This is a genomic window from Streptomyces sp. NPDC059832, assembly GCF_042731715.1.
Taxonomy (GTDB): Bacteria; Actinomycetota; Actinomycetes; order Streptomycetales; family Streptomycetaceae; genus Streptomyces.
Genome location: NZ_JBHWIY010000057.1, coordinates 1 through 12,588, shown reverse-complemented (window position 1 = coordinate 12,588; position 12,588 = coordinate 1). Strand labels below are relative to the sequence as shown.

Genomic DNA, 12,588 nt, shown 5'->3' with positions numbered 1-12,588 from the left:
CGGGCAGCGTAGTAGCAGGGGCACAAGCGGAGCGACGACGGCTCTGGGCAGCGGGTATCCGCTGCGGATAGGGTCGGGGGCGGCGCGACTGCCTGTTCGAAAGCAAGGGATGCAAGGTGGCGGACGGAGCAGTGATGGAGACCGCACGCGTGCTCGTCGCGGCGGACAAGTTCAAGGGCTCGCTCACGGCCGTACAGGTCGCGGAGCGGGTGACGGCCGGGCTGCGGCGGGTCGTCCCCGAGGTGCGGGTCGAGACCCTGCCCGTGGCGGACGGCGGCGACGGCACGGTGGCGGCGGCGGTGGCCGCGGGATTCGAGCGCCGCGAGGCGCGGGTGACCGGGCCGCTCGGGGATCCGGTGACCGCGGCGTACGCGCTGCGCGGCACCACGGCGGTGGTGGAGATGGCCGAGGCCTCGGGCCTCCAGCACCTGCCCGCAGGGGTGTTCGCCCCGCTCACGGCCACGACGTACGGCTCCGGCGAGCTGCTCGCCGCCGCGCTCGACGCGGGTGCCCGGACGATCGTGTTCGGCGTCGGCGGCAGCGCGACCACGGACGGCGGCGCGGGCATGCTGGCCGCGCTCGGCGCCCGCTTCCTGGACGCGGACGGCAAGCCCGTCGGACCCGGTGGCGGTGGCCTCGCCGAGCTGGCGGAGGCGGACCTGTCCGGACTCGATCCGCGACTGGCCGAGGTGGACCTGATCCTCGCCAGCGACGTGGACAACCCGCTGACCGGCCCGAAGGGCGCCCCCGAGGTCTACGGCAGGCAGAAGGGCGCGACCGAAGAGGACATCGCGACCCTCGACGAGGCGCTCACCCATTACGCGTCCCTGCTCGGCCCGGACCATGCCGCGCTGCCCGGAGCGGGAGCGGCGGGCGGCATCGGCTACGGGGCGCTGGTCGCCCTCGGCGCCCGGTTCCGCCCCGGCATCGAGATCATGCTCGATGTCCTCGGCTTCGCCCCGGCACTGGCGCGCGCCACCCTGGTGATCACGGGGGAGGGTTCGCTCGACGAGCAGACCCTGCACGGCAAGGCCCCGGCCGGAGTGGCGGCGGCGGCCCGCGCCGCGGGGACCGAGGTCGTGGCGGTCTGCGGCCGGTTGACCCTGTCGCCGGAGGCCCTGACCGCGGCGGGCATCAGCCGCGCGTACGCCCTCGCGGACCTGGAACCGGACCCCGCGGTCTCCATGGCCCAGGCGGGACCGCTGCTGGAACGGGCATCCGAGGCGCTCGCCCGAGACTTCCTGCTGTAGCCCGCCGTGCCGGGCTCATGGCGATCAAGCCCGTCCGGCGATTGAGGACACAACGAGGGACCGGGCCCGGTTTCGGGAAGGGATGGGCAGGGGACGGCTCCGCGCAGCGGAACCCACCCCTGCCCGCCCCTGGTCACTCCGGCTGTCCCGGCCACCCCACGGAGGGCGCCGTGTCCTGACCGTCACCCGCGTCCTGACCGTCCCCTGCGTCCCGACCGTCCCCCGCGGCACCCGCGTCCCGACCGTCCCCCGCGGCACCCGGATCGCCCGCATCCGACTCCACGGTGGCCCCGTCGCCCAGCAGATCGGCCAGGCACCGGAGTTCGGAAGGCAGGTCCCGGCGCCAGGCCATCGTCACGAACGGCGCGAGAATTATCATGCCGCCGTCCAGATGGGGCTTGACCGAAACGGTGACGGTCGTGCCCTGGCGGCTCGGACTCAGCCGGAACTCCAGCTCCGGCGAGTGGCGGCCCAGTGGCGTCCACATGCCCGCACCGCGGAAGGCCAGGTACTCGACGGGTGTGCTCGCGGTGCACCGGAGGCGGTGCGCCCGTCGTCTGCCCGGAAACTTGCAGGTGTACTCGTCACCCAGCTCGGTGGCGATCGGGCCCTCGATCACCCGGTCTATGCTCGAGGACCACTCGGCCAGGTTCCGCGGATCCCGGAGGAACGAGAAGATCTCGTCGGCGGGGCGGGACACATGGACATTCGCAGACACATGGGGCATGGCTCCACCTCTTACGGCGCCCGTCCGCCCGAGTTTCGGCGTCCGGTTGCCCTCGTCGCGGTGCCGTCGACCATCAGCCTGCTTCGGATGGCAGGTTCTCGCACCCGTCGCAGGACCGATGGAGTGACTCATGGGCCCTGTCTGGTCACCTTCTCGGAGAGTTGCACGCAGAGCCGCTTGATTTCGCGGTATGTGCTGTTCCGCTCGGTGACGACCGCCGCCAGCAGCAGGGCGGTGAGCGCGGCGGAGCCGTTGAAGGCCTGGAGAGTGATCATGTTGGTGAGCAGGCCGTGGTGGGCGAAAGGGCCGGTCATCCGCCCGGCGGCGAGGATCGCGAGCGTGGACACGCCCAGCGCGCAGCACGCGGCGCCGGCGCGCTCGAAGCGGAAGGCGGCCCAGATCAGGAACGGGAACACGAGAAAGAGCAGCGAAGCACCCGCGGTGTCGGTCACCAGCACGGTGACGGCCACGGTGCACACTCCCAGCGCGGCGGCCTCCGCCCACCTGGCCGGGCCGACGTCGTGCGGCCGGCGGGCTCTGCGCAGGACGAGCAGGAACGGTGTCACGACCATGACGCCCATGGCGTCGCCCGTCCACCAGACCGACCAGGTCGGCCAGAAGTCGGAGGCCCGGATCGCGCCCGAGAGGGCCAGGATGCCGGTGCCCACGGTCGCGCTGATCAGCATGCCTGACAGCGCACCCAGGAAGACCAGCGCCAGCGCGTCCCGCAGCCGGTCGAGTTCGTTGCGGAATTCCGCACGCCGCAGCAGCAGGTAGGAACAGATCGGGGCGACCGTGTTCCCGGCGGCGATGACCAGCACGGGCAGAATGGAAGGCCCGATGGTGATGTTGGCCGTGAGAGCGCCGAGAGCGATGCCGGGCCAGATGCGCACACCGAACACGAGCAGTGCCGCGACCGCGATCCCGGTCGGCGGCCACAGCGGGGTGACCTGACCGCGTACCAGTTGCTGGAGCAGGCCCAGGCGGGCCGTCGCGTAGTAACAGACGGCCACCGCGAGGACCGTCAGAAGCTTGGCCGTCTGCCGCCGGAGCCGTGCGCTGTCCACCACAGCAGCATCAGACACCACGCCACTGCGTGCCGCCGGGGCGGGCGCGCCGACATCGCGCCGATGAAGGCTGCGAACGGGGTACGTTCCGGCCCCCGCGCCGATGGTGCCCGCACCCGCGTCACCGGTACCCGCACCCGCTTCACCGGCATCCGCGCCGCCCGCCACACCGCACGGACCGCGTCCCGCCCCGTCCCCTCAGGCCGCTCCCGGCACACCGTCGAAGCGGACGACGAGCACCGCGGCGTCGTCCTCGTGGCCGGTCAGGTCCGCCACCTCGATGACCCGCGCGGCCAGTTCGCCCGGATCGGCTCCGTGCGCCGCGCCGACCACCTCCGACACCGCGGCGAGCCCCTCGTCGATCGGGTACGAAGGTCCCTCCACGACCCCGTCGGTCACCAGGACCAGGTACCCGGGCTGCTCCAGCCGACGACGGGTCACGGGGTACCGCTGGTCGCGCAGGATGCCCAGGGGCATCCCGCCGGCGTCGAGGAAGATGCCGGAGCCGCCGTCATCGGCGCCCCATACGATCGGTACGTGTCCGGCCCGTGCCACGGACAGCTCGCCGCTCTGCGGTGCGACGCTCAGCAGGCAGCAGGTCGTGAACAGATCGCCGCCCAGCGAGATCAGCAGATCGTTGGCGCAGGCCAGCACCCTGCCGGGGTCGACCGTGATGCTGGCGAGCGCCCTGAGGCTGGCGCGGGCCTCGCCCATGAAGGCGGCGGCCTCCACCCCGTGCCCCTGCACATCGCCGATGGCGATCCCCGCCGCCCCGTCCCGCATCGCGAACGCGTCGTAGAAGTCGCCGCCGACGGCCAGGCCGTCCTGCGAGGGTGCGTACCGGGCCCCGATGCGGAGGCCCGGGAAGTCGGGCAGCCCGGTGGGGAGCATGTGCCGCTGCAGGGCCAGACCGAGCTCGGCTCGGGCACGCTGGACCCTGATGTTCTCCAGGGCCTGATCGACAAGGCGCCCGAGGGTGAGGAGAAGCTCCTGGGCGTTGTCCGGTTCCCTGCGGTGTCGGTGCATGGCGTCCCTGGGCGGTCCGATGCGCCCCTTCTGAAACCTTAGCCTCCCGGCGCCGTGCGCAGGGGGCCCGTGGCAGGAGCGCGGAGGGCCGTGGCAGGCGGTCGGCCACCGGGGCCGGCATCCCGTCACGCCAGAGCGTCCTTTGACATACCTATGGCCGCCTATCTATTGTCTCGGCGCTGATCAGCGGCCGGGTCGGCGCCACGCTGACCGGGGCGGGCGTCCCCGCGGGTGTCGCGGCCGGGCTGGAGCGGGCCGGGGACGCGGTGGCCATGGGCATCGCCCCCGTCTCATCCGACATGCCCGCCGGGCTCCGGGCGGCGGTCGTGGAGGGGGGCGGCCAGGCATTCATGAACGGGGTGCACACCGCCGTGCTCGTCACGGGCCTCCTCTGCCTGCCGGGAGCCGTCCTCGCGGCGGGGCCGGACTCCGGGGCACCTCCCGGGGCGCACAGCGCTGAGAGGTGTGGTCGGTGCCCGCGGGGGCGGGCGCCGACCACGCGGGGCCGTCACTGGATGAACCGGGGGAGCCACCTGGCCCGGTACCCGGGGTGGCCGGCGTGTTCCGCGGCCAGCTGCCGTACGGCGAATCCCAGCCCCACGGCCCGGCCGGACCGGAAGTCGGACTCGGGACGGTCGGCGTCCAGGTCGGCGACCTCCGCGTACTCGTCGAGGAGCACCCTGCTCGTCTCGATGCGGCGCAGCGTGCGCGCGGGGTCCTGGAAGGCGATGTGCTGGTCGAAACCGAGATTCCGCACGCTGAACGCGACGCCCCCGGACCGGTCGTGGACCTCGCCGGGGACATCGGCCGGACACCGCCAGCTGTCGCCGCCCGCCGCCTGCGCGATGCGTTCCTCCTCGGCGAGGCGTGCCCGAACGAAGTCGATCATGTCGGAGTTGTCTGTCATCGGGGTTCGGAGTCCTTCATCATCATGGCCTTGTTCCCGGGGACCGCGCCCACCGCGGAACGGACGCCCCGCTCGAACTCCCAGGGGCCCCAACATACTGTGCCCCCGCTTCCGATCACCTCGGGCCGAGCCGACACCGGGCACCTGCCCGTCCAACGCCGTTACCCGATCGGCGAGTTGACCAGGAACGGTGGACCCTGGTCCGGGCACGGCGGTCTGTGGCACGATCCCTTTCGAGAGGGATCGGCGCACGGTTGTCCGGCACGCGTACGCCGGCCGGGAGCCGGCCGTGGACGCAATCCGGGTCACGTCCGCAGAGGGCGCTGTCTCATGGACCGGGCTGAGGAGCACCCAGTGTCGTGGACCGTACCGGAGCAGATCAAGCTCACCATGGTGCATCAGATGGAGATCAGACAGGAGCCCGGCCTCACGCGCAGCAACACGCGGGAGACCACGTGCGTGGTACGACGCCCTGACACCGGCGAGCTGCGGGCCGTCCTGAAGTGCGGGCGGTGCGGCCGGGAGGGCGTGTTCGTCATCCAGGACCTGGAGACGACCAAGCGCCTCCGCCGTGGCCCGGTGGCCCGCTCCCTGGTCGCGGCCGTCGTCCTGCTGGGCGTGGTCGCGGCCCTGTGGATCATCGGCTTCGCCGACGGCAACATCCTGTTCCAGGTCCTGGCGATACCCGCCTCGCTGCTGTTCCTGCCGATAGGGATCTATCTGGCGTTCAGCCCCAGCGCGAACATCGGTGTCCGGCCGCCCGAGTCGGTCCACTTCAGCACGGACACCGTGCGGGAGGGGCTCAGCTACGTCACGCGGAACAGCCGCCGGGGCGAGGGGCTCGCCTGCAGCGGGTACGCGAAACCCGCCAACTGAGACACAGCCCCGTGCGCTGAGACACAGCCCCGTGCGGCGGGACCTCGCGGGGCGGCTGCCCGAGCTCCCACCGCATGCGGAAGGCCCCGGGTGCTGGGGAGCACCCGGGGCCTTCCATATGTGTCTTGCGTGCCGCTACGGCAGCTGTGCCGTCCGTGCCTCACGTCGGTTGTCGCGGAAGGTGTTGACCCGCCGGGCGGTCGCGAAGAGCGGGATGACCGCGCCGAGGACCACCTGGAGCGCACAGCCGGTCTGGAGGAGCAGCTGACCGCCGGGGGCGTCGAACGCCCACGCGGCGAGGAGCCCCATCGCGGCCACGATCCAGCTGAGCATCGCCACCGCGAGGACGCCCCGCGGCTTCGGGTACTCGACCCGGCTGACCATCAGCCACGCCACCCCGACGATCGCGAGCAGCGTCGGTACGAAGGGCAGCTCCAGGAGCACGATCGAGACGACCGTGAGCGCTCCGAAGGGGCTCGGCATGCCCTGGAACATGCCGTCCTTCATGGTCACGCACGAGAATCTCGCAAGCCTGAGCACCACCGCCAGCAGCACCACGATCGCCGCCAGCGCCGACACCCGCTGGTGCGCGTCGTCCGCGACCATGCCGTACACCAGGACGAAGTACGCCGGGGCGAGCCCGAAGCTGATCAGGTCCGAGAGGTTGTCCAGCTCGGCACCCATCGGCGAGGAGCGCAGCTTGCGCGCCACGAGCCCGTCGAAGAGGTCGAAGACCGCCGCCAGGAGCATCAGGATCACGGCGGTGGCCGCGGAGTGCCGGGCCATGCCGCTCTCGTCGCTGCCCGTCAGGTGCGGGATGAGGATTCCGGTGGTGGTGAAGTACACCGCCATGAAACCGCACGTGGCGTTACCGAGAGTCAGGGTGTCCGCTATCGACAGCCGCAGAGAGAGCGGCATGTCCTCGCCGGCGTCCTCCTCGGACTCCGACTCGGGCACCCAGCCTGCTTGTGTATCAGGATCAATCACGGTCAATTCGAGTCACCCCCGCGGTGGTGGCCTGGCCGACCTCGACCGCGACATCGACACCTTCCGGAAGGTAGATGTCGACCCGCGAGCCGAAGCGGATCAGACCGATGCGCTCGCCCTGTTCCACCTTCGTGCCCTGCGGGATGTACGGGACGATGCGCCGGGCGACCGCACCTGCGATCTGCACCATCTCGATGTCGCCGAGCTCGGTGTCGAAGTGCCAGACAACGCGCTCGTTGTTCTCGCTCTCCTTGTTGAACGCCGGAACGAACCCGCCGGGGATGTGCTCGACCGACGTCACCGTGCCGGCCAGGGGCGCACGGTTGACGTGGACATTCAGCGGGCTCATGAAGATCGCGACGCGGGTGCGCCCGTCCTTCCACGGCATGATGCTCTGCACCACACCGTCGGCCGGCGAAATGACCCGGCCCTGGGTGATCTCGCGCTCGGGGTCGCGGAAGAACCACAGCATGCCCGCCGCGAGCGCGGTGGTGGGCACGGCGACCGCGGCCCAGCGTCCGGACTTGCGGGCCCGGGTGAGGCTGAGCGCCGCGGTGGCGACGGTCGGGAGGAGCCACGGCGAAGCTCCGCGCGCAAGGCGGACCCCGCCGCGTGGTGCAGAGGTTTGGCTGTCGGGCATGGATGACCTTCGTAGCGGATGATGCCGCGCTGGCAACGGGGGACGGCGGCTTTTCCGGCGATGTTATCGGTTGCGGGCAACAACTGGGCAAGCCAGCAGCCGAGTCGGACGGCTTGAAGGCACCGGCCGAGGATGACAGGGTGTGATCTTCTTCGCGGCTAAATCGCCACGAAAGGGACAATCACCCCTGGAACCGGTACTCCTCGAGGAGTCGGCGCCCGATGATCATTTTCTGGATCTCGGCGGTACCTTCACCGATGAGCAGCATCGGGGCCTCCCGGTAGAGGCGCTCGATCTCGTACTCCTTGGAGAAGCCGTAACCGCCGTGGATACGGAAGGCGTCCTCGACGACTTCCTTGCAGTACTCGGAGGCGAGGTACTTCGCCATCCCTGCCTCCAGGTCGTTTCGTTCCCCGGAGTCCTTTTTGCGCGCTGCGTTTACCATCATCGCATGGGCGGCTTCGACCTTGGTGGCCATTTCGGCCAGCTTGAACTGGATCGCCTGGTGCTGGGCGATCGGCTTTCCGAAGGTCTCGCGCTGTTGGGCGTAGGAAACGCCCAACTCGAATGCACGCTGTGCGACGCCACAGCCACGCGCGGCCACATTCACCCGGCCGACCTCGACTCCGTCCATCATTTGGTAAAACCCTCGACCAGTGGCGCCGCCCAGCACCCGATTGGCCGGAATTCGTAGCCCATCCATGATGAGTTCGGTCGTGTCGACGCCCTTGTAACCCATTTTGTCGATCTTGCCGGGAATGGTGAGACCGGGCCGGACCTCGCCGAAACCGGGCTCCTTCTCCACCAGGAATGTAGTCATCGACTTGTGCGGGGCGGTCCCCTCGGGGTGGCCTTCGTCACTCCGGCACAGAACGGCGACGAGCGAGGACGTGCCACCGTTCGTCAGCCACATCTTCTGGCCGTCGAGGACGTACTCCTCGCCGTCCCTGACGCCCTTGGAGGTGATTGCCGAGACGTCCGAGCCCAGCGCCGGCTCGGACATCGAGAACGCGCCCCGGACCTCGCCCAGCGCCATGCGCGGCAGGAACGTGTCCTTCTGCTCCTGGGTGCCGTGCTGCTTCAGCATGTACGCCACGATGAAGTGCGTGTTGATGATTCCCGACACGCTCATCCAGCCGCGGGCGATTTCCTCCACGCACAGCGCGTATGTGAGAAGCGACTCACCCAGACCCCCGTACTCCTCGGGGATCATCAGTCCGAACAGGCCGAGCTCCTTGAGCCCCTCGACGATCTCGGTGGGGTACTCGTCACGGTGCTCCAACGCGGTGGCGACCGGAATGATCTCCTTGTCGACGAAATCCCGGACCGTGGAGAGGATTTCCTGCTGGACGTCGTTGAGGCCGGCGGTCTGGGCGAGTCGCGTCATGGCTACTTCTCCACGTTCTTCTGCGAAGGCTGGTTCAGCTCCGGGCGGCCGGGCTGCTCGCCGCCGCGCTCCTTGATGTACGTCTCGGTGGGGACCATCACCTTGCGGCGGAACACGCAGACGAGTGTCCCGTCCTGTTTGTAGCCCTTGGTCTCCACGTGGACGATTCCGCGGTCGCTCTTGGATTTCGACGGAGTCTTGTCGAGAACGGTCGTCTCGCCGTAGATCGTGTCGCCGTGGAAGGTCGGTGCGACATGCTTCAGCGACTCGACCTCCAGATTGGCGATCGCCTTTCCGGAGACGTCCGGGACGGACATGCCGAGCAACAGCGAGTAGATGTAGTTGCCGACGACAACATTCTTTCCGAAATCGGTCGTCCGTTCCGCGTAGTTGCTGTCCATGTGCAACGGGTGATGATTCATGGTCAGCAGACAGAAGAGGTGGTCGTCGTACTCGGTGACCGTCTTCCCGGGCCAGTGCTTGTAGACCGCACCGACCTCGAACTCCTCGTATGTGCGCCCGAACTGCATGATCAGGCCTCCGGTGCTTCGAACTTGGAGGTGCGCTGCATACCGGCCGCGCGGCCCTTGCCCGCGATGACCAGGGCCATCTTGCGGCTCGCCTCGTCGATCATCTCGTCGCCGAGCATCGCCGAGCCCTTCTTGCCGCCCTCCTCGGAGGTGCACCACTCGTATGCGTCGAGGATCAGCTCGGCGTGGTCGTAGTCCTCCTGCGAGGGCGAGAACACCTCGTTGGCCGCGTCGACCTGGCCCGGGTGGAGCACCCACTTGCCGTCGAAGCCCAGCGCCGCCGCACGGCCCGCGACCTCGCGGTACGCGTCCACGTCACGGATCTGCAGGAAGGGACCGTCGATCGCCTGGAGGTCGTGCGTACGGGCCGCCATCAGAATGCGCATCAGGATGTAGTGGTACGCGTCCGCGCCGTACCCGGGCGGCTGCTGACCGACGACCAGGGTCTTCATGTTGATCGACGCCATGAAGTCGGCCGGGCCGAAGATCAGCGTCTCCAGGCGGGGCGAGGCGGCGGCGATGTCGTCGATGTTCACCAGGCCCTTGGCGTTCTCGATCTGCGCCTCGATGCCGATCTTCCCGACCTCGAAGCCCATCGTCTTCTCGATCTGGGTCAGCAGCAGGTCGAGGGCGACGACCTGCTGGGCGTCCTGGACCTTGGGCAGCATGATGCAGTCGAGGTTCTGGCCGGCGCCCTCGACGACCGTGACGACGTCGCGGTACGTCCAGTGCGTGGTCCAGTCGTTGACCCGCACGACCCGGGTCTTGCCCGTCCAGTCACCGTTGTTCAGCGCGTCGACGATGGTGTGCCGGGCGCCCTCCTTGGCGAGCGGCGCGCAGGCGTCCTCCAGGTCGAGGAAGACCTGGTCGGCGGGGAGGCCCTGGGCCTTCTCCAGGAACCGCGGGTTCGAGCCGGGCACTGCCAGGCACGAACGGCGCGGACGCAGGCGGTTGACGGCAGTCATGCGAGGACCTCCAGAGGGTCGAGCTTGTTCGCTTTCCGGATCTCGTCGACGATACGGCCGATGATCTCCGTGATACCGAAATCCTTCGGGGTGAATACGGCGGCGACACCGGCCCCGATCAGGGCCGACGCGTCGGCGGGCGGAATGATCCCGCCAGCGATGACCGGGATGTCGGCGGCGCCCGCCTCGCGCAGCCGGGTGAGCACGTCCGGTACGAGCTCGGCGTGCGAGCCGGACAGGATCGACAGGCCGACGCAGTGCACGTCCTCGGCGAGCGCGGCCGAGACGATCTGTTCGGGGGTCAGCCTGATCCCCTGGTAGACGACCTCGAAACCGGCGTCACGGGCCCGCACGGCGATCTGCTCGGCGCCGTTGGAATGTCCGTCCAGGCCCGGCTTGCCGACCAGCAGCCGCAGCCGTCCGGCGCCCAGGTCGGCCGCGGTGCGGGCGACCTTCTCGCGGACCAGGGCGAGCGGGGTGCCCGCCTCGGCGGTCACCGCGACCGGCGCGGACGAGACGCCCGTCGGGGCCCGGAACTCGCCGAAGACATCGCGCAGCGCCCAGGACCACTCGCCGGTGGTGACACCCGCGCGGGCGCACTCCACGGTCGCTTCCATCATGTTGTCGTTGCCCGCCGCGGCCTTCTTCAGCGCCGCCAGCGCCTCGGTGGCACGGGCCTCGTCGCGGTTGTCGCGCCAGTCGTGCAGGGCGGCGACGACCCTGGCCTCATTGGCGGGGTCGACCGTCATGATCGCCCCGTCGAGGTCCGCGGTGAGCGGGTTCGGCTCCGTCGTCTCGTAGATGTTGACGCCGACGATCCGTTCCTCGCCGCCCTCGATCCGGGCCCGGCGGGCGGCGTGCGAGGAGACCAGCTCGGACTTCAGATAGCCGGACTCCACGGCTGCCATGGCGCCGCCCATCCGCTCGATCCGGTCGATCTCGGCGAGCGACTCGGCGACCAGCTCGTCCACCTTGGCCTCGATGACGTGCGACCCGGCGAAGATGTCCTCGTACTCCAGCAGATCGCTCTCGTGCGCGAGCACCTGCTGGATACGGAGCGACCACTGCTGGTCCCAGGGCCGGGGGAGCCCCAGTGCCTCGTTCCACGCCGGCAGCTGGACGGCGCGGGCGCGGGCGTCCTTGGAGAGGGTGACGGCCAGCATCTCCAGGACGATGCGCTGGACGTTGTTCTCCGGCTGCGCCTCGGTCAGCCCGAGCGAGTTGACCTGGACGCCGTAGCGGAAGCGGCGCTGCTTGGCATCGGTGATGCCGTACCGCTCGCGGGTGACCTGGTCCCAGATGCGGCCGAAGGCGCGCATCTTGCACATCTCCTCGATGAACCGGACGCCCGCGTTCACGAAGAAGGAGATCCGCGCGACCACATCGCCGAACCGCTCCTCGGGCACCTGACCGGAATCGCGCACGGCGTCCAGGACCGCGATGGCCGTCGACATGGCGTACGCGATCTCCTGGACCGGAGTGGCCCCCGCCTCCTGCAGGTGGTAGCTGCAGATGTTGATCGGGTTCCACTTCGGGATGCGGTTGACCGTGTACGCGATCATGTCGGTGGTCAGCCGCAGCGAGGGGCCGGGCGGGAAGACGTGCGTCCCGCGCGAGAGGTACTCCTTGACGATGTCGTTCTGCGTGGTGCCCTGGAGCTTCGTGGGATCGGCGCCCTGTTCCTCGGCGACCACCTGGTAGAGCGCCAGCAGCCACATCGCGGTGGCGTTGATCGTCATCGAGGTGTTCATCTGCTCCAGGGGGATGTCCTGGAACAGCCGGCGCATGTCACCGAGGTGCGAGACGGGAACGCCGACCCGGCCGACCTCGCCGCGGGCGAGGATGTGGTCGGGGTCGTAACCCGTCTGCGTCGGCAGGTCGAAGGCGACCGACAGGCCGGTCTGGCCCTTGGCGAGGTTGCGCCGGTAGAGCTCGTTGGACGCCTCGGCGGTCGAGTGGCCGGCGTACGTCCGCATGAGCCACGGGCGGTCCTTCTGACGCCCGCTCATCTCAGACGTCCCTGCTGTGCTTGTCGGTCCGCTCCGCCGACGCGTCACGGAACAGGTTGATGGCGTCGATGTGCTGGGCGCGCTTCTCGTGGTCGCGCACGCCCAGCCCCTCGCGCGGCGCCAGCGCGAGGACGCCGACCTTGCCCTGGTGGAGGTTGCGGTGGACGTCGTACGCGGCCTGGCCGGTCTCCTCCAGGGAGTAGACCTTGGACAGCGT

13 protein-coding genes and 2 pseudogenes are annotated in these 12,588 nt (G+C 69.7%); 4 read left to right on the top strand and 11 right to left on the bottom strand.

Annotation, left to right across the window (positions count from 1 at the left end):
* The first annotated feature begins 134 nt into the window (after nt 1-134).
* Complete coding sequence (locus ACFV8T_RS42635; RefSeq protein ID WP_385338527.1) at nt 135-1,250, top strand: glycerate kinase; 1,116 nt, start codon at nt 135-137, stop codon at nt 1,248-1,250.
* A 133-nt stretch (nt 1,251-1,383) separates the two neighbouring features.
* Here ACFV8T_RS42635 and ACFV8T_RS42630 read toward each other — a convergent pair whose 3' ends face one another.
* The 3 genes from ACFV8T_RS42630 to ACFV8T_RS42620 all read right to left on the bottom strand — a co-directional run bounded on the left by ACFV8T_RS42630 (nt 1,384) and on the right by ACFV8T_RS42620 (nt 4,070).
* Nucleotides 1,384-1,977, bottom strand: coding sequence for an SRPBCC family protein (locus tag ACFV8T_RS42630; protein ID WP_385338524.1), 594 nt, complete (start codon nt 1,975-1,977; stop codon nt 1,384-1,386).
* A gap of 128 nt (nt 1,978-2,105) precedes the next feature.
* The gene (locus tag ACFV8T_RS42625; RefSeq protein WP_385338520.1) at nt 2,106-3,062 is read right to left on the bottom strand and encodes an MASE1 domain-containing protein; all 957 of its coding nucleotides are present in this window, start codon (nt 3,060-3,062) and stop codon (nt 2,106-2,108) included.
* 180 nt (nt 3,063-3,242) lie between these two features.
* Nucleotides 3,243-4,070 carry a PP2C family protein-serine/threonine phosphatase gene (locus ACFV8T_RS42620; RefSeq protein WP_385338517.1) on the bottom strand — a complete coding sequence of 276 codons (828 nt, stop codon included), beginning with the start codon at nt 4,068-4,070 and terminating at the stop codon, nt 3,243-3,245.
* A 164-nt stretch (nt 4,071-4,234) separates the two neighbouring features.
* Between ACFV8T_RS42620 and ACFV8T_RS42615 the strand changes: the two are divergent.
* Nucleotides 4,235-4,489 (top strand): annotated as a pseudogene (locus ACFV8T_RS42615) (MFS transporter); the annotation flags it as partial.
* Between the two features lie 89 nt (nt 4,490-4,578).
* On the opposite strand, the gene ACFV8T_RS42610 reads toward ACFV8T_RS42615, so the two are convergent.
* Nucleotides 4,579-4,977: a DUF6221 family protein gene (locus ACFV8T_RS42610; protein WP_385338515.1), complete on the bottom strand. Its 399-nt coding sequence runs from the start codon at nt 4,975-4,977 to the stop codon at nt 4,579-4,581.
* Nucleotides 4,978-5,331: 354 nt separating this feature from the next.
* On the opposite strand from ACFV8T_RS42610, the gene ACFV8T_RS42605 reads away from it, so the two are divergent.
* Complete coding sequence (locus tag ACFV8T_RS42605; RefSeq protein ID WP_385338512.1) at nt 5,332-5,853, top strand: hypothetical protein; 522 nt, start codon at nt 5,332-5,334, stop codon at nt 5,851-5,853.
* A 135-nt stretch (nt 5,854-5,988) separates the two neighbouring features.
* On the opposite strand, the gene pssA is transcribed toward ACFV8T_RS42605, so the two are convergent.
* Complete coding sequence (gene pssA, locus ACFV8T_RS42600; RefSeq protein WP_176729170.1) at nt 5,989-6,810, bottom strand: CDP-diacylglycerol--serine O-phosphatidyltransferase; 822 nt, start codon at nt 6,808-6,810, stop codon at nt 5,989-5,991.
* Between the two features lie 22 nt (nt 6,811-6,832).
* Nucleotides 6,833-7,480 carry a phosphatidylserine decarboxylase gene (locus ACFV8T_RS42595; protein WP_266429156.1) on the bottom strand — a complete coding sequence of 216 codons (648 nt, stop codon included), beginning with the start codon at nt 7,478-7,480 and terminating at the stop codon, nt 6,833-6,835.
* Nucleotides 7,481-7,482: 2 nt separating this feature from the next.
* On the opposite strand from ACFV8T_RS42595, the gene ACFV8T_RS42590 reads away from it, so the two are divergent.
* Nucleotides 7,483-7,626 carry a hypothetical protein gene (locus ACFV8T_RS42590; RefSeq protein ID WP_385338510.1) on the top strand — a complete coding sequence of 48 codons (144 nt, stop codon included), beginning with the start codon at nt 7,483-7,485 and terminating at the stop codon, nt 7,624-7,626.
* A 35-nt stretch (nt 7,627-7,661) separates the two neighbouring features.
* Here ACFV8T_RS42590 and ACFV8T_RS42585 read toward each other — a convergent pair whose 3' ends face one another.
* The 5 genes and pseudogenes from ACFV8T_RS42585 to ACFV8T_RS42565 form a co-directional block, all read right to left on the bottom strand.
* The gene (locus ACFV8T_RS42585; RefSeq protein ID WP_385338507.1) at nt 7,662-8,867 is read right to left on the bottom strand and encodes an acyl-CoA dehydrogenase family protein; all 1,206 of its coding nucleotides are present in this window, start codon (nt 8,865-8,867) and stop codon (nt 7,662-7,664) included.
* Nucleotides 8,868-8,869: 2 nt separating this feature from the next.
* On the bottom strand, nt 8,870-9,397 hold the full coding sequence (locus ACFV8T_RS42580) for a MaoC family dehydratase (RefSeq protein ID WP_266429162.1): 528 nt from the start codon (nt 9,395-9,397) through the stop codon (nt 8,870-8,872).
* A 2-nt stretch (nt 9,398-9,399) separates the two neighbouring features.
* Nucleotides 9,400-10,362 (bottom strand): HpcH/HpaI aldolase/citrate lyase family protein, encoded by a 963-nt coding sequence (locus tag ACFV8T_RS42575; protein ID WP_385338505.1) that lies wholly within the window; start codon nt 10,360-10,362, stop codon nt 9,400-9,402.
* Complete coding sequence (locus ACFV8T_RS42570) at nt 10,359-12,371, bottom strand: protein meaA (protein WP_385338502.1); 2,013 nt, start codon at nt 12,369-12,371, stop codon at nt 10,359-10,361. Before ACFV8T_RS42570 ends, ACFV8T_RS42575 begins: the two co-directional genes overlap by 4 nt.
* A gap of 1 nt (nt 12,372) precedes the next feature.
* Nucleotides 12,373-12,588, bottom strand: a pseudogene (locus tag ACFV8T_RS42565) (crotonyl-CoA carboxylase/reductase); the annotation flags it as partial.